Origin of the sequence: Peribacillus sp. NPDC058002 (genome assembly GCF_042886655.1) — a bacterium.
In the GTDB taxonomy this organism is placed as follows: Bacteria; Bacillota; Bacilli; order Bacillales; family DSM-1321; genus Peribacillus; species Peribacillus aracenensis.
Genome location: NZ_JBHVQU010000092.1, coordinates 1 through 16,051 on the forward strand (window position 1 = coordinate 1; position 16,051 = coordinate 16,051).

Consider the following 16,051-nt stretch of genomic DNA (forward strand, 5'->3'; position numbering starts at 1 on the left):
AAAAATCATTGTAAGGACTTAACTAAAATGTGTCCATGAAACTATACTAACTCCATTAATTTCTACAACGAAACATTTAAACATCCTTAAAGTGAATTAATATAAAGGAAATATCTTATTCAGCTAACAGGTGCGTTTGCTGAAGATTGGAGCTGTCTTTAAGGCAGCCTTTTCTTTATGGAACTATCGGGGCAGGTTAGTTGAAGAAGGAATTCAATTTATGTTTATAGAAATAGTAATATTAACAATGTTTGGTATTGGTCTTATAGTAATTTAACAGCTAATTATTTTCTAAATGGGGAGGGGAATTTTTGCAAACTTTTTTTAGATATAACTGGATGGTTAGAGAAGACTGGTATCGTTGGTGTGAAGAGTTAAGTGAAGAAGAACTTCTGCGGAACCGAACGGGTGGAATGGGAAGTATATTGCATACACTTTTCCATATTGTTGATGTCGAATGGAGCTGGATACGTCTCTTACAAGGTAAAACTGACTTTCAGGAGAGTTTCGATAGCTATAAAAGCTTGAACAAGGTTCGACAATTGGATGCTGAATTTCATTTAGAAGTGGGGAAATTTGTGAACAACTGGGATGCTAGTATGAAAAATCAATTATTTTACGATACATTGCCAGATGGAAGAATTGTGACGGATACTTGGGGTGAAATCATGCGACATGCCATTGCTCACGAAATTCACCATATAGGACAATTATCAATTTGGGCAAGGGAATTAGGAAAAAACCCTGTTTCTGCAAACCTTATAGGTCGGGGTCTTTCCTCACACTCAAATAAATAATACAAATAGAAATTAATTAAGAAATCGCCTTTTCCATGTTAAGCGGCAGGTGAGTTTTGTGGAGGAATATGAGTTTGTGAAGAATTGTACTTAAACTAACGGGTGCGTTAGAGCCATAAGAAGGCCGTCAATTGGCGGCCTTTTGAACGTATGATTCTTATCATAAACGCACATTCAAGTGAAGGTGAAAAATACGCTTATTCAGTTTTGTTAAGAAGACGTTGTATAATAATGGTATAAATTTTTAAAATTAATACTATTAATACTATGATCGGAGAATAATCTATGAAATCTAAAATTTTTGATTTTCTAATGTATATATTATTAATCGCCTTTAGTACTTATTGGATGATTTCAGAAAAGTTACCTTCTGTATATCTTGGGATTTATATTGTATGTGTAATAGTGTTCCTTGGTTTTAAAATCAAGAAACTCAAGGAACACATCTAGAACTAAATGTTTAGGAAAAAGTCCGTCAATTGGCAGTCTTTTTAATATGTAATTTTTTACATTATTATACATAAGAAAATGAAGTGAAAAACCTTTAATGAACTAACGGGGCAGGATAGTTGAATAAGCTGTATACTAAATACGGGTTTGTAGAAAGAGGAGAGATAGATGTTTTTTAAAAAGCGAAAATTAATTAAAAATAACATAAAGTTTATGGCGGAATTATTATATAAAGATGTATCATCTGAAAAATGGGACCAAGCAAACCTTACAAAAAATAATTTGAATCTTTCAATAGAAAGTGTTCGCTTGGTTGATGAGTATGCTTATAGATTAATGCATACAGACTTTGGTCAGCAGCTTTTAAAAGATCATCCAGATAATTTTCCCGTACGAATCGGAGACTATCTAGGAGAAGTTATTAAAAACCATACAAACGGGCAATATAATTGGTTTGAGTTTAAATCTATCCAAGAAAATACGATTCATTTAGATAACTATATGTTGAGTGTAGAAAGCGAAAGTGTTCTTTACTCAAAAAAATTAGACAAAGTGATATGTCCGATTTATGAAGCTATACAATATCTTAATGGAGAGTCTAAATATAAAACTCTTTTAAACTATGTAGACGAAGTAATAAAAAATCAATAAAGGAGACGAATATAAACTTTACGGAACTAACAAGTGCTTTACTTAATAATAAGGGTTGTTGCGGCAGCCTTATGCCACTAACGGGGCAGGTTAGTTGAAGAAGAATAATGGGTTATTGTGGTAATATGAGATTATAGGGGGCTATCTAAATGAAAAATTTAATTATTGGTATCATAGTTTTATTGGTACTTTGGCTAATACTTCCGTTATTCAATATAAACTCATCATATTTAATTCCTATTGTTATTGAATGGGCTACAAAGTTCATACTTCCGTGGATAGTATTGTATTGGATTATCAGACTCACTAAAAATTTAGAAAAAATTTATTAGCCTTTATTGAACTAACGGGTGCGTTAGCTGAAGATCGGAGCTGTCTTTAAGGCAACTCTTTCTTTATGCAACTAAAGGGGCAGTTTAGTTGAATAACAGTTGCAGAAATCAGTATGAAATCCTTACTTCAATGCAGGAAGTAAGGATTTTTTGTTGAACAAATAAAATTAGAATATTATGGAATTTTTTATGTGAAAAGGAGAGGTTAATATGTCGTTTATGATGGTTAAAAAAGAATTTAAGCTTGTTTGATTAAAAGGTAGTGGGGAGTTTGTTAACTTTGGTAATGAAGTACCCTTGCTTGCAAAGCAACTATTAAGTCGCTCAAATGAAATACTAAATCCAACAGAGACCGAAATTGCATTATTTGAGCCTAAAAAGGATGAGGAGCATAGGATAGGTCATTATTATGTAGGGTTAATTGTGAGTGAGAAATTAAATGAAGTACCAACAGGAATGGATTATATTGAAATAAATAAAAGTTACATAACTACAAGAGGAAATATATCTAATTTGGGAGAACTTCATTTAAATTTATTGAATTGGGCAGTAGAAGAAGGTTATCAAAGAGATCTCGATTCTTATATTATCGAGACATATCACCTTATGGGGGAAGGAGATGAAGAAGTACAGATTTATATACCAATTCAAGCTTAAAAGACAAATCAAAAATCTTCTTCAACAAACGGGGCAGTTTAGATCCTGAAGGAATATTGAGTATAGTGATGGTAAAGAAATAATTGTAGAAGGTGAAGTCTTTGAAGAAAAGGAACTATTATGATGGTCAGGGTTTTTGGAATGAAGATACAAAATTCAAACGTATTAAATATCCGATAAACGATGAAATAATTGGACAAGCTGAAGGTTTATTAAACATTAAATTTCATTGCTGGGACTCAGCAGGATAAATGAAAACAGAGCCTCGTGGGGTGCTACCTACCTTGGCGTGACTCGCGGCATGATTGTGCTTGGCTATATCTACTCCGACAATTAAGGTTTCAGAAGTAATTTGAGAGATTTTATGATTTTGTTTATAATTCATTGTTAGACCTCCAAATAGATGTATTGTCCTTTTTAGCTGGCCAGCTCAGGACACATTCATCTTATCAAGAGGTCTTTTTTCGTTCAAACCTCATTTTCAGTTATTACAGGAATGCTGCCCCTTTAGTTCCATAAGAAAAAGCTGCCTTAAAGACAGTTCTGATTCTAAGCTAACGCACCCTGATATTCCAACTAGAAAATTCCATGACTACTTAAAGCCATAAGCAGAAGGTAAAAATAGGATAAACCATATCGGGCGACGCTTACTTAGCATCGCTTTTTATTTTTGCCATTAGAAACTACTTCAATTTAATAATAAGGTTTAATTCTTGTAATTAGGTATGTTCTTCTATCTTGACATGTGTAATTACTTGAATCGTTGTTTTAGACTCTAGAGGATTTTTCGGAAAAACGGGTACAAACCTAAAGCCTTTCTTAATCGTGATACATAAAATACAGTACAACATCACAAGAGGGATAGATGGAAGGGAGGGACAAGAGTGGACATGCTCAATAAAGGGGTTAGGTCGTCTCATGAAAACATCATGAAAAACTAGCTAGAAAGAAGGAGAAAAATATGCAACCGATGGTTTGGATAACCGTTTTATCTTTTTTGGTTACCCTCGGATTGATTCTTTGGAGGCCTAGAGGCATTAATGAAGCTATACCTGCCACGATAGGTGCGATTATTGTCATACTCAGTGGAAGTGTTTCTCTATCAGACCTGGGTTTAATTGCAGAAACGATAAGCGGTGCTGCGATAACTATTATGGCAACGATTGTAATGGCGATTGTCTTAGAGAGTTTTGGATTCTTTAACTGGGTGGCAGAGAAGCTTGCGGAAAAAGCAAATGGGTCTGGTATCAGATTATTTTGGTATGTCAATCTTTTATGTTTTCTCATGACACTCTTTTTCAATAACGATGGAAGTATCTTAATTACAACCCCAATTCTAGTCATGTTATTAAACAACATGGGCTTAAAAAACCATCAAAAAATTCCGTATTTGCTGTCTGGAGCCTTAATTGCTACTGCTTCGAGTGCTCCAATAGGTGTAAGTAACATTGTCAATCTGATTGCTCTAAAAATCGTGCATATGAGCTTATATTTGCATACGGCGATGATGTTTGTTCCTGCCACGCTTGGTTTACTATTGCTGACTTGGCTCTTGTTCCTTCGCTTCAAAAAAGTCTTACCGAAAACCGTTCCTACTAAGATTACTGGACGGTCACACCCTTCTTACCATCCACTTAAGCCAAGTCCTATGAAACATGGTTCAGAGAAGGAACGTTCAAGGTTTATGCGAAACGTCCTGCTGTTTGTATTTGCAGTCCGTGTCAGTCTATTTGTAGCTTCGTTTCTTTCCATTCCAGTTTCTCTTATGGCTGTAATTGGCTCTCTGGTCCTTTTAGGATGGAGATGGGCTTATTTAAAAATACCTCCAACCGATATGCTGAAAAAAACGCCGTGGTATATTATCGTGTTCGCTTTTAGTATGTATGTGATTATTTACGGTCTGAATAATATCGGTCTAACAGACTGGTTGATCCAATTTATGCGTCCAATGGTGTCTGGAAGCCTGCTCAATGCAAGTGTGATGATGGGCGTACTTCTATCAGTACTCTCAAATATTTTTAATAATCACCCTGCACTCATGATTGGAACCCTCACGTTAACGGAAATGAATCTAGATTTACTCTCCTTGAAAATCGCCTATCTGGCCAACGTTATTGGCAGCGACATGGGTTCCTTACTACTTCCAATGGGAACGTTGGCTACGCTGATGTGGATGCACATTGTAAAGCGTGGAAAAGTAAGAATCACATGGTGGGAATATATAAAAGTAACAGCTGTCGTTATACCGCCTACTGTATTATTCACATTAGTGGTTTTATATTATTGGGTTTCTTGGCTCTTTGGTGGAGCACTTAAAGGATAAAACAATATGAGGAAAAAGGAGAATAAATATGCTTTCTGATTTTGTAGATTTAATGGGAAAATATATCGAAGTGGAAATTTCTGGAGGAGAATTCCGCAAGGGAATCCTAATAGATGCTGGGTTGGACATCATTGTTTTAAACGATTGCAGGACAAATTCATTCCTCTACATTCCATTTGTTCATGTTCAAAGATGGAAAAAAGCCAGTTTAGATGAAGAATATACCTCTTTTAACCCTCCTTTAGAAAAACCAATTGAAGCTGATACCATTTCGTTTCGTAAAGTATTAACTATTGCTAAAGGTTTGTTTGTCAAGGTCTACGTCACAGGGAATAAATCCATTCATGGTTATTTAACCAGCATTATGAACGATTATTTTGTCTTTTACTCCCCAGTGTACAAAACAATGTTTATTTCGATGAATCATGTTAAGTGGCTAATTCCGTATTCTCCTAATACAATACCGTATTCTTTAAACAAGGAAAATCTACCCCTTGTTCCTATATCCACTCCTTTATCCAGATCCTTTTATGAACAGTTGAAAAGATTGGAAAATCAACTAGTAATTATTGATGGTGGAGACCATACTGAAAAAATTGGCTTACTCCAAAAGGTTCGAAATAACAAAATGATGCTGATAACAGCTGAAGGGGAAACGGTTTATCGGAATTTAGAGCATATCAAAACAATACAATTACCGTAAATACCTTATGTAATTAATAAGGAACTTAATAAACTCATCTTTAAACAAGAATAAGTAGGTAGGTGATGTTCACATGAGCAAACAAAATAAACAAAAAGAATAATCCACCCTGTTTTTGCTGACGAGGATGGATTACTCAATTACTTCTATAATTGTTTGTTAGATCGTGACGTTTGAGTCACGATCTTCTTTATGGTGTACCACATATTGTTATTATATGTTGTTTGGTTGAATTTTGTTTAAGGTAGAAAATATTTTGTATTTCTATTCTCATGTATTATCTCCCCTAAATTAATTAAGTCAATCCTAATTGGCACACCCAATAAAATAACTTTTGAAAATCCCTCGTATTTAAATATTTATGCATTTATCTTCAACTAAACTGCCCCGTTAGTGCCATAAGAAAAAGGCTGCCGCAGCAACCCTGTTAATGAACTAACGCACCCGATTGTTTAATATCGCTTTTCAATTAAAACCCCTAATGGAAAACCCAAGAAATGCTATGAAAACAACATTTCTTGGGTTGTTATATCTTTCCTAACTTTCATTTGGGAACGTTATTAATAAAAAACTTTAATATATATACAATGAATAAAGCTATTTTGGTAGCTCTGTACCCACAATTTGGATTTCAAGCCCCCATGGACTCGTAATATAGAAGAAGCCGATTGGACTAAATACTCTAACTGTTACACCAGGAATATTTTCAAAATAAGTATAGGCTTTTTTAAGGTCTGTTACTGAAATTGCTAAATGAGCTGTACCAATATCAGCTGGTTTTGGCCCAGCGTTTTGTTCAGGGCCGGTCCATTGAACAAGCTCTATTTTCTTTCCGCTATATTGAAGAAAAGCAGCGCCTTCTACAAATGCTTTTTCATGAACACCGAAGCTTTGTTTTAAACGGTCGTCCTTAAACTTCATAGATAGAGCTTGAAATAATACTTCGAAATTTAAAACTTCTGTAAAAATGTAACTGCTTCACTAAGATTTGGTACTACGATTCCAGTGTGATCAATTGTTCCTTGGAAAAGTTCATTTTTCATTTTTTATTCCTCATTTCTCTAAATTCATTTACTATCTTTTTCGAGATTTTTTTTTGCTTAACGTTGTAGTATCAAACATTTTTAAGTGCTTATCATAGCTTAGCGTTGTAAAGCCGTATTTTTAAAACGGGACCCCTATTACATTAGAGCACGCGGATCTGCAGCGGATTTTAAACTTATCCATTGATCATGCCAAGCATCGGGTCCAGTTTGGTCGGCCGATTGGAGAATTTCAAGCATCAACATATGTTAGCGGAGATGGCGACTGAAATTTACGCCGCACATTGCATGCTTTACGATGTGATCGAAAAAACTACCCAATGTTACCTAGGCAGTTTCTCTATCTTACACTTCTATTTATATTGGTTTATTCTAATTTCTGTTCCGTTCCAGTGCGAAGATGTTTCAAGTTTATCAAGAAGCTTGTCATGAGCCAGAGCATGGTGAAATAAGGCGTAAAGTGTATACCTTCACGAATATTCTTCGTGAATTGCGCATACAGTCTTCCAGTATTGCTCGCTAAACGAACTGAGGCTAATCATAATTGCTATATTAAGTAACACGTACCCTATCATGGAAAAGCCTAGTAGCATATATGCACTTGGTTGCCCACCAAATTAATTCCACCCAAGTGTCTTTGGTTTATAAACCATGGCCGCGATAAAATTCCGGCCTTCTGTTGGACAAATAATTCAAAATTCCTTTCGACCGTTCGTTCTCTTCCAAATCAATTTCAACCACAGGCAGTATTTCATTGTTACCTGCCTTGTATACTGTTTTCCCATCCGGCGCAACAACCTGACTTTCACCAAAAAAGATGTTATCAATATGCAACCCTACTTTATTTGTCACTGCAGTAAATATATGGTTTTCAATAGCCCTAGAATGAACAAAAGCATGTTGATATATTTGGTAGGGAACCATATTGGCGGACAAAATAAAGATGATTTCCGCTCCTTGCAGTGCCAGCAAGCGCGCCATTTCGGGAAACTCGAGATCATAGGTGATCAATAAACCGAATTTGCCTTCCGGGGCCTCAATCACCGCACAATGGTCTCCTGCTGTAAAGTGCTTTTGTTCTTCATGATAAAGGTGCGTTTTTCTGTACACATCGACAATCTCTCCGTTTTTATTAATGAACACAGCCGAGTTATAAAGACAATCTTCTTGTTTTTCTGGAAATCCAAAGATGACGCCTATTTGATACTCCCTTGCACAGGCACAAATTGCTTGCACACTCTCTCCTTCGACTGTTTCCCCTAAATCTTTAATTTGTTCATTCATAGTATACCCTGTTAAAAACAATTCCGGAAAGAGCACATAATCTGCATGTTTTTGTTTTGCTTCTTTTATCGTTTCTAAAGATCTTTTCAAGTTGTATCCTTTATTCAACAGTTCACACTTTAATTGGGCAAGTGCTATACGAAGTGGCCTGGCCATTTTACTTTCCTCCTATAGTCAGATCAATTTTCACTATTATATTTTTTTAGTTTTTTTGAAATCGTTGATTGATCAACATTTAAGTACTGAGCCGTTTTATATGTGTTTTGAAAAACATGATAAGTTTGTAAAATAAGATCCTTTTCGAGCGCTTCTTTTGCTTCTTTTAAAGAAGAAAAGGAAGCAGCGTTCCGATAGCGATCAGGATTGTAGGTGAAAGGAGGCAGGTTGCTTTCCTTGCCATGGGATGGCGTATCTAAGACTGAAAAATTGGTAACCACAAGCCTTTCTATTGTATTCTCCAGCTCCCGGACATTTCCTGGCCAATCAGCATCCATAAACCCTTCCAACAATTCCTGATCCAACATGTAGTTTCGGTTATATTTCCGGTTGAAATTATCCAAGAAATTTTGAGCAAGTTTAGGTATGCTCTCTTTCCTCTCTCTTAAAGGCGGAATAGTTAATGGAATTACGTTTAATCGATAAAATAAATCTTCTCGAAACTGTTGCTTTTCGACTAAAGTGGAAAGGTTTTTATTTGTTGCTGCGATGAGACGGACATCAATCATTTGAAACGTCGTCGCTCCCACTTTCCGAATTCGATTTTCCTGAATAACATCAAGCAATTTTGCCTGAGCATTCAGCGGTAATTCTGCTATTTCATCAAGAAAAATGGTTCCCTTTTCAGCTGCTTGAAACAAACCCGTTTTCCCTTTATTTTTTCCGCCTGTAAATGTGCCGGCTTCGTATCCAAACAGCTCAGACTCCACCAAATTTTCAGGCAGCGTACTGCAATTGATGGAGATGAAAGGACCTTTATTCCTTGTGCTCTTTTGATGTATCAGTTTAGCAATCGCACTTTTGCCAACTCCTGATTCTCCCAACAGCAAAACGGTAGAATTCACATCAGATACCTTTTCAATGATATTGATGATTTTTTGCATGGACGGGGAATTAATAATTAACTCGGATACTGGTCGTTTTTGCTTGGAGACCAACAAATTAACGCTCGATAAATTAATAAAGGTAACCAACTTGTTTTTCTTTGAAGCATCATGAAGTAAAAGAGAAATGGAATGAACAATCACACTTGTCCCCCGCAGAGTTTGAAGAAGCTGGACGTCTTGCTTCAGGTCATATCCTCCAAGAAAAAGGTCTTGCCATTTCACATGGGTAAAGTTAATTCCTTCTGCTAGCAGATGGCTGCTTTCCTCCAGCACTTTACTCATATCCCCAAACATCTTGATAATTACCCCCTGATCATTTAGTAAACAGCTAAAACTATTCCTTTGCTCCAATAGTTGCCCACTCCTTTCAATGATGCGAAGATTTATCTTTGATGATTTTATTCATCAAAGATGAAAGTGTTTTATGTATTTAGATGAATATATTCATCGTTTTTCTTTTATTAAAGCATTCATCATTTAATAAATCAATATTTCAATAATTGGCATAATACTTGCAATTAAATAAAGTAGAAAGGGTGATTCAAATGAAAATTTCATTAGCACAGTTCCAACCAAAGCTAAAAGATAAACAAGGGAATTTACAAAAAATAGAAGCCTATATGAAGGAAGCCAAAACAGCTGAGGCCGATGTGATTGTGTTTCCAGAGTTGGCTTTGACAGGTTATTTGTTAAAAGAAGATGTTAGCAAATTTGCGGAAGAGGAGAACGGTCCAAGCATTCGATCATTACAGGCAATTTGCAAAGAAATGTCGCTCGCACTGGTTCTTTCCTTTCCTGAAAGAGAAAAGGAGTTTTACTATATATCTGTTCTTTATATTGATGAAAATGGAGACATTCTCGGAAAGTATCGAAAAACACATTTATTCGATACAGAAACAGACTATTTTTCAAGAGGAACGGATTACCCTGTTTTTTCTACCAAATTTGGAAAAGTCGGGATGATGATCTGTTATGACCTTGAATTTCCGGAAGTGGCAAGAATTTTACGAACAAGCGGAGCTGAAATTCTCTTTATTACTACAGCCAATATGAAACCATACGAAGAAGCACAATCCATTTTCTTAAAAAGCCGGGCAATTGAAAATGAAATACCTATTGCCATTTGTAACAGACTTGGAAGAGAAGAAGAGTTAGAGTTTTTCGGTAGCAGCATGATTGTTGATCATACAGGCCGTGTGATGGTTGATGCAAAAGGTAAGGAAGGTATCGTTTCCGAGGACATTGACGTAAAACCAAAAAAAGATCCCCGGTTGAATTATATTGGCAATGTGAACAAACAAATCTACTCGAAATTGACCGATTTACATCAAACGTCTGTCCGATCCTAAAAACGGTCTCTTCTAAAAGAACAAGGCTATTTAAACGAAAAGGAGGATTTCAAATGGAAAAGAAACGTGTTTCATTTAAACGAACATTAACATTGTCGCATGTTATATTATTTGGTCTTGCTTACATGACACCGATGGTTGTCTTTGGGACATACGGGGTAATGGCTGAGCTAACAAAAGGCATTGTACCTGTTGCCTATATCATTGCTTTAACCGCTATGCTCTTCACTGCTTACAGCTATGGTGAAATGGTGAAAGCCTATCCTGTTTCAGGATCCGCCTATACGTATACAAGGAAATCAATTAGCCCGCAACTCGGCTTTCTTATAGGATGGTCCGTTTTATTGGATTATTTATTTTTGCCGATGGTAATCTGGTTGATTGGAAGCGTTTACTTGAACGCCGCTTTTCCATCTGTTCCATCTTGGGTATGGATCGTTGCCTTTATAGTGCTCACCACAACGATTAATTTAATTGGAACAAAAGTGATGAAGAATGTAAATCTTTTAATGATGGCTTTTCAATTGCTTGTTCTTGTCCTATTTCTGGTTTTGTGTTCCGTGAATATTATCCAAGGCACGGGAGTAGGAACGCTGTTTTCTATGGAGCCATTTATGAGCGGTGATGCATCGTTCTCCCTATTATTGGCAGGAGCCTCTGTAGCTTGCTACTCATTTTTAGGGTTTGATGCAGTTTCCACTCTTTCCGAAGAAACGATCAATCCGAAAAAAACAATTCCAAAAGCGATTTTGCTCATTACGTTTATCGGTGGAGGGATTTTCATCCTCTCCTCTTACTTTCTTTATCTTGTTTTCCCCCACTATACAGAATTTCAAAATATTGATTCCGCAGCTTTTGAGATTGCCCGTCTAATTGGTGGAAATTTATTTAGTGCCCTTTTCCTCGCAGGATTAATCATTGCACAATTTGCTTCCGGTTTAACGGCTCAAACAAGTGCGGCTCGTCTTATGCTCGCAATGGGAAGAGATTCTGTTCTTCCAAAAAAGCTTTTCGGATATATTCATCCAGCATCCCGTACACCCGTGTTTAATTTATTTTTTATTGGCTGTATTGCTTTATTAGCTTTGACCTTTGATATTACGACCTCAACTTCTTTTATTAACTTTGGAGCTTTTGCTACTTTTATATTTGTAAATCTTTCTGTCATTACCCATTATTATGTGAAAGGAAAAAAACGCGGAGGGAAACATTTTGTGCTTTATTTACTCTTACCTGCCATCGGAGCTTCCCTTGATATTTGGTTGTTTTTGAACCTGGATAAAAACGCTTTAATACTTGGCAGTCTCTGGGCAGCTATCGGTTTTATTTATTTGCTGTTCTTAACAAAATTTTTTAAAAAGCAACCGCCAGAAATAAATTTTGAAGAAGCGGAAGAAGCAGTTTAAATTATAATTATGCGTGATAATAATATGGCGATGGACAATTCATTGTTTTTTATGAAAGAGGGTATCCCATATGGTATCCCTGTAACTCGAAAAAACAGGATCGAAATTGTTCGGTTGAGCTGTTAAAAGTAGCTATATACCCCGTTCGTAAAAGTACACTTTTACGAACTTTTTTGATTGAGATTATTTATATAATATTTACATAATTGATAATGAAAATCGTTTTCAATTGTGTTATTATATCTCCTAGTCATTATTTTTTAATTATAGGGAGGAAAAGTATGTTTATTGATCTTTTAAAGCTTAACAAAAATGTCTCCATTCTTTTGGCTGTGTTACGTGTGTATCTCGGATATACGTGGGTTATGGCTGGCTGGGGGAAGTTAACAGGCGGACAATTTGATGCTTCTGGTTTCTTACAGGGTGCGTTGGCAAATTCGACTGGAGATCATCCGGCTGTTCAGGGATGGTGGGTTGCATTCCTTGAAAATGTAGCCATTCCTAATGTCGAGATATTCAATACGTTAGTACCTTGGGGAGAATTCCTCGTCGGGATAGGTTTATTGCTGGGTTGTTTCACTAAAACAGCTGTCTTTTTTGGTCTGGTTATGAACTTCTCTTATTTGTTTAGTGGCACGACAAGTACCAATCCACAACTTGTTCTATTATCCATGTTTATCCTTGTTTCTGCTATGAATGCAGGAAGATATGGGGTAGATGGTATGATTATACATACCCTTAAAGAAAAACTATTTGCTAACAGAACAAGAGAGGTAAAAAATGTAGCTTAACAAAGAGTAGAGTATTAAAAAAAGAGGTCGGGATAGTGGTCCTGACCTTTTTTTTGCCGATATAGCGCACAGTATGTGCCAACTCTACAATAAGCCTAAATGATTTAATGGGTGCTTTAGGCATTACCAGGAGCTGATTATCAGCAATTAATTTTTAAGGGGCGGTTTCGAATTGAAAAACAGTAACATTTGGATATTAAGCTTCGTTAGTTTCTTTACAGATATGGGAACTTATATGGTGACGCCTTTAATCCCAATTCTTCTTGCTTCGTCAGGCCCTTAAATTATTGGGATTGTAGATGGTTTATCAGAAACCTTGGCAAGTTTTTTGAAATTTTTCTCTGGTCGTCGTTCGGATCGTCGGAAAAATAGAAAAGGGTTTGCTTTGTTTGGTTATGGCTTATCAGGTTTAGGAAGAATATCTTTGATTATTTCAAGTTCCTGGGTCGGCGTTTTCATATGGAAACTGATAGATCGTACGGGAAAAGGGATACGGACGGCTCCAAGAGATGCTCTTATATCCGAGTCAGGAGGAAAAAATAAACAAGGAAGAGTTTTCGGATTACATCAAATGATGGATATGTTAGGTGCTTCCATCGGGATTGGAGCTGCTTATTTCATATTACGAATGAATGGAAATCAAAACTTTCATGATGTTTTCCTGTATTCTTTAATCCCTGTAATTATTGGTTGGTTACTGTTATTGGGCATAAAGGAAAGAAAGTATGAACCAATAGTTAAAGAAATGCCGCCTGCCACGAAATCTAAACTTGACGTGAAACTTCTAAATCCGAATGTGAAAAAATTGTTATTTATTGTATTTCTCTTTACTATTGTTAATTCATCAAATTCGTTTCTTTTACTAAGAGCAGCAGATTTGGGAGTTTCTACTGCAAATGTTCTATTATTATATCTACTCTTTCACCTTACTGCGTCTTTATTTTCATATATTTCCGGAGCGTTCTCAGATCGATACGGACGAAGAGGTATACTAACTGTAGGATATGCGTTATATGGATTTGTATATATTGGTTTTGCGGAAGTAAATACAACGATTGGTTTAATAGGTCTATTTACATTATATGGGCTATATTCAGCCTTTACTAAAGGGGTTGAAAAGGCGCTGATTGCTGATATATCCAATCCAGAAAGTAAAGGAACTGCACTTGGTTTCTATGCTATGATTACGGGGATTGGTCTATTTCCGGCTTCTTTGCTTACAGGTTTGTTATGGCAGATATTTGGCGCTGAAGTTTCATTCCTTATTAATGGGATCATCGCTTTGATTGCATCTATTTTGTTATTTAGAATGCTCTCTATTAACGTAAGAAAAGCAACATAGAACTTAAATGATTGATAGCATGCTTACATATCGAGGCTGCTCTTATATAGCACATAAGTAGTTAGGCAAATTATTAACAAAAAAATGAATATGCTTCCATTAAAGGGCCCGATTCTTTAATAAGAATCGCCTTTCTTAATGAACTAACGGGTGCTTTAGCTTAGGATCAGAGTCTTCTTAAATGTGGTAAAATAAGGTAAATGGGGGTGACGATGTTGAAAAAGTATCTTGTGTTTTTAATTAATTTCGTAATGTTATATATGGCATTTCAAATAGGATCAGGTTTGATTCTTACTGCTTCTTATACTCCCGATTTTTCTTCCATAGAGGGTAATTTAAGTCAAGAAGTAGTGTTTGGTACGTCTTCAATTCCATTACTGGTAACATTGCTAACTGCTACAGTAGCTTATTTTCTTTCTCAAAAGAAATTTAGAATCTCAAAAAATTAAATAACTAACAGGTGCGTTAGCTGAAGATCGGAGCTGTCTTTAAGGCAGCTTTTTCTTATGGAACTAACGGGGCAGGATAGTCAATTAGTTAGGCGGTGTTTTGTAATGGGATTGTTTTTTAAAAAAAGAGAAAGTACTAAACCAAGTACTAAACCATTTATACTGATTAGATATTTAATGGTAATAGCAATGGTATTAATTTTAATATTTAGTTTAATTAACGATTTTAATTTGAATTTCATAAAATATATAATTCTTTTAGCTGGAATTGGTTCAATAATAGATGGAATTGAAAGTATTTTTAAAAAGGAAAATAAGAAGCAGATGTTATTAGATTTTAGTTTTGCGGTTATATGGTTCGCATTATTTTTGATATATGTTGGTTCGTAACATTTTTAAAGAACTAACGGGTGCGTTAGCTGAAGATCGGAGCTGTCTTTAAGGCAGCTCTTTTCTTATGGCACTAAAGGGGCAGGTTAGTTGCACAAGGATTATTTATTATCGTTGAAGAATATATACTCATAAATAGTACAGGTTGAGGAGAGATATAGGTGGATAAAGGCAAATTAGAGTTAATAAAAGTTATGAGTTTTAGCTGTAATTGCAATTAGTTCAGCAATAATAGCTTGGAGAATGAGGAAGGTTGTAAATAACTTGTATGACTTAGTTATGTTATCAGGAAATAGCTAATTCTTTTCTTTCCTCCTAGGCCTTTTTCTTAATGAACTAACGGGGCAGTTTAGTGAAATAAATTGGCCCTGCTATATGGAAAATTTGGTATTATAAAAATAAATAAAACAAATTGGAGAAAACTAACTATGTTAACAGCTTTATATCCTAGCATAATAATCATTTCAATATCATTAATAATTTTAATATTTCAACTTGTGAAAAGGCGTATCTCTGGACAAAATTTCGTATATCTATTATTTTTCACTATTTATATAAGCAGCCTTTTTAGTGTAACTATATTTCCATTTCCGGTTCAGAAATTTTTAATTGAAACAATGATAGAGGATCAGCTTGGGTTAAAACATAATTTTATTCCATTTAAAATTTTTTATGATGCAATGAGTTTTGGTTTAACTATTATTTTAAAACAAGTAGTTGGTAATATCATTCTTTTTCTCCCTATGGGATTTGTTTTACCAAGGATTTTTACAAACATACAAACAATAAAAAAAGTTATATTCATTGGATTCTTAGCAAGTTTATCAATCGAACTGGTTCAAGCTTTAGCAGGTTTATGGATTGGTTATAACTATCGTGCGGCGGATATTGATGATTTGATTTTTAACGTGTTAGGTACTGTTATTGGTTTCTTAATATGGAAATTACTTTATAAGGTTTTTAAAAATAATAACTTAATAG

Annotated in this window: 17 protein-coding genes; 13 read left to right on the forward strand and 4 right to left on the reverse strand. The window is 35.3% G+C overall.

The window, feature by feature from the left end; genetic code table 11:
• Positions 1–311: 311 nt before the first annotated feature.
• From ACFVSH_RS15855 to ACFVSH_RS15865, 3 genes are all read left to right on the forward strand, one after another.
• The gene (locus tag ACFVSH_RS15855) at positions 312–797 is read left to right on the forward strand and encodes a DinB family protein (protein WP_387706800.1); all 486 of its coding nucleotides are present in this window, start codon (positions 312–314) and stop codon (positions 795–797) included.
• A gap of 618 nt (positions 798–1,415) precedes the next feature.
• Positions 1,416–1,898 carry a hypothetical protein gene (locus ACFVSH_RS15860; RefSeq protein ID WP_387706802.1) on the forward strand — a complete coding sequence of 161 codons (483 nt, stop codon included), beginning with the start codon at positions 1,416–1,418 and terminating at the stop codon, positions 1,896–1,898.
• A gap of 629 nt (positions 1,899–2,527) precedes the next feature.
• Positions 2,528–2,887 carry an AraC family transcriptional regulator gene (locus tag ACFVSH_RS15865; RefSeq protein ID WP_387706804.1) on the forward strand — a complete coding sequence of 120 codons (360 nt, stop codon included), beginning with the start codon at positions 2,528–2,530 and terminating at the stop codon, positions 2,885–2,887.
• Positions 2,888–3,113: 226 nt separating this feature from the next.
• Here the strand turns inward: ACFVSH_RS15865 and ACFVSH_RS15870 are convergent, their stop codons facing one another.
• Positions 3,114–3,272 (reverse strand): hypothetical protein, encoded by a 159-nt coding sequence (locus ACFVSH_RS15870; protein ID WP_387706824.1) that lies wholly within the window; start codon positions 3,270–3,272, stop codon positions 3,114–3,116.
• Positions 3,273–3,857: 585 nt separating this feature from the next.
• Between ACFVSH_RS15870 and ACFVSH_RS15875 the strand changes: the two genes are divergently transcribed.
• Together ACFVSH_RS15875 and ACFVSH_RS15880 are read left to right on the forward strand one after the other, a co-directional pair.
• Positions 3,858–5,210, forward strand: a complete 1,353-nt coding sequence (locus tag ACFVSH_RS15875; protein WP_387604844.1) for an arsenic transporter — start codon at positions 3,858–3,860, stop codon at positions 5,208–5,210.
• A gap of 28 nt (positions 5,211–5,238) precedes the next feature.
• The gene (locus ACFVSH_RS15880) at positions 5,239–5,913 is read left to right on the forward strand and encodes a DUF2642 domain-containing protein (protein ID WP_387706806.1); all 675 of its coding nucleotides are present in this window, start codon (positions 5,239–5,241) and stop codon (positions 5,911–5,913) included.
• 597 nt (positions 5,914–6,510) lie between these two features.
• Here ACFVSH_RS15880 and ACFVSH_RS15885 read toward each other — a convergent pair.
• On the reverse strand, positions 6,511–6,834 hold the full coding sequence (locus ACFVSH_RS15885) for a VOC family protein (RefSeq protein WP_387706808.1): 324 nt from the start codon (positions 6,832–6,834) through the stop codon (positions 6,511–6,513).
• Positions 6,835–7,114: 280 nt separating this feature from the next.
• Here ACFVSH_RS15885 and ACFVSH_RS27100 point away from each other — a divergent pair, with 280 nt between their 5' ends.
• Entirely contained in the window at positions 7,115–7,225 is a 111-nt protein-coding gene (locus ACFVSH_RS27100) for an acyl-CoA dehydrogenase family protein (RefSeq protein ID WP_483878304.1), read from the forward strand.
• Positions 7,226–7,598: 373 nt separating this feature from the next.
• Here the strand turns inward: ACFVSH_RS27100 and ACFVSH_RS15890 are convergent, their stop codons facing one another.
• The gene (locus ACFVSH_RS15890) at positions 7,599–8,396 is read right to left on the reverse strand and encodes a carbon-nitrogen hydrolase family protein (protein WP_387706810.1); all 798 of its coding nucleotides are present in this window, start codon (positions 8,394–8,396) and stop codon (positions 7,599–7,601) included.
• A 23-nt stretch (positions 8,397–8,419) separates the two neighbouring features.
• Positions 8,420–9,637 carry a sigma-54 interaction domain-containing protein gene (locus ACFVSH_RS15895; RefSeq protein ID WP_387706812.1) on the reverse strand — a complete coding sequence of 406 codons (1,218 nt, stop codon included), beginning with the start codon at positions 9,635–9,637 and terminating at the stop codon, positions 8,420–8,422.
• 251 nt (positions 9,638–9,888) lie between these two features.
• On the opposite strand from ACFVSH_RS15895, the gene ACFVSH_RS15900 reads away from it, so the two are divergent.
• The 7 genes from ACFVSH_RS15900 to ACFVSH_RS15930 all read left to right on the forward strand — a co-directional run.
• Positions 9,889–10,692, forward strand: coding sequence for a carbon-nitrogen hydrolase family protein (locus tag ACFVSH_RS15900; RefSeq protein WP_387706814.1), 804 nt, complete (start codon positions 9,889–9,891; stop codon positions 10,690–10,692).
• 53 nt (positions 10,693–10,745) lie between these two features.
• Complete coding sequence (locus ACFVSH_RS15905) at positions 10,746–12,098, forward strand: APC family permease (protein ID WP_387706816.1); 1,353 nt, start codon at positions 10,746–10,748, stop codon at positions 12,096–12,098.
• A gap of 281 nt (positions 12,099–12,379) precedes the next feature.
• Positions 12,380–12,889, forward strand: coding sequence for a DoxX family protein (locus ACFVSH_RS15910; RefSeq protein WP_387604800.1), 510 nt, complete (start codon positions 12,380–12,382; stop codon positions 12,887–12,889).
• A gap of 292 nt (positions 12,890–13,181) precedes the next feature.
• Positions 13,182–14,231, forward strand: a complete 1,050-nt coding sequence (locus ACFVSH_RS15915; RefSeq protein ID WP_387706822.1) for an MFS transporter — start codon at positions 13,182–13,184, stop codon at positions 14,229–14,231.
• 212 nt (positions 14,232–14,443) lie between these two features.
• Positions 14,444–14,680 (forward strand): hypothetical protein, encoded by a 237-nt coding sequence (locus tag ACFVSH_RS15920; RefSeq protein WP_387604803.1) that lies wholly within the window; start codon positions 14,444–14,446, stop codon positions 14,678–14,680.
• A 57-nt stretch (positions 14,681–14,737) separates the two neighbouring features.
• Positions 14,738–15,070, forward strand: a complete 333-nt coding sequence (locus ACFVSH_RS15925; protein WP_387706818.1) for a hypothetical protein — start codon at positions 14,738–14,740, stop codon at positions 15,068–15,070.
• 428 nt (positions 15,071–15,498) lie between these two features.
• The coding region (locus tag ACFVSH_RS15930; RefSeq protein WP_387706820.1) for a VanZ family protein at positions 15,499–16,051 on the forward strand (553 nt) is incomplete at its 3' end.

What these genes read in the sequence shown, in the direction of transcription:
- ACFVSH_RS15860 (WP_387706802.1), top strand. Translation starts at nt 1,416, where the DNA reads ATGTTTTTTAAAAAGCGAAAATTAATTAAAAATAACATAAAGTTTATG.
- ACFVSH_RS15870 (WP_387706824.1), bottom strand. Translation starts at nt 3,272, where the DNA reads ATGAATTATAAACAAAATCATAAAATCTCTCAAATTACTTCTGAAACC.
- ACFVSH_RS15875 (WP_387604844.1), top strand. Translation starts at nt 3,858, where the DNA reads ATGGTTTGGATAACCGTTTTATCTTTTTTGGTTACCCTCGGATTGATT.
- ACFVSH_RS15880 (WP_387706806.1), top strand. Translation starts at nt 5,239, where the DNA reads ATGCTTTCTGATTTTGTAGATTTAATGGGAAAATATATCGAAGTGGAA.
- ACFVSH_RS15885 (WP_387706808.1), bottom strand. Translation starts at nt 6,834, where the DNA reads ATGAAGTTTAAGGACGACCGTTTAAAACAAAGCTTCGGTGTTCATGAA.
- ACFVSH_RS15890 (WP_387706810.1), bottom strand. Translation starts at nt 8,396, where the DNA reads ATGGCCAGGCCACTTCGTATAGCACTTGCCCAATTAAAGTGTGAACTG.
- ACFVSH_RS15895 (WP_387706812.1), bottom strand. Translation starts at nt 9,637, where the DNA reads ATGTTTGGGGATATGAGTAAAGTGCTGGAGGAAAGCAGCCATCTGCTA.
- ACFVSH_RS15900 (WP_387706814.1), top strand. Translation starts at nt 9,889, where the DNA reads ATGAAAATTTCATTAGCACAGTTCCAACCAAAGCTAAAAGATAAACAA.
- ACFVSH_RS15905 (WP_387706816.1), top strand. Translation starts at nt 10,746, where the DNA reads ATGGAAAAGAAACGTGTTTCATTTAAACGAACATTAACATTGTCGCAT.
- ACFVSH_RS15910 (WP_387604800.1), top strand. Translation starts at nt 12,380, where the DNA reads ATGTTTATTGATCTTTTAAAGCTTAACAAAAATGTCTCCATTCTTTTG.
- ACFVSH_RS15920 (WP_387604803.1), top strand. Translation starts at nt 14,444, where the DNA reads ATGTTGAAAAAGTATCTTGTGTTTTTAATTAATTTCGTAATGTTATAT.
- ACFVSH_RS15925 (WP_387706818.1), top strand. Translation starts at nt 14,738, where the DNA reads ATGGAACTAACGGGGCAGGATAGTCAATTAGTTAGGCGGTGTTTTGTA.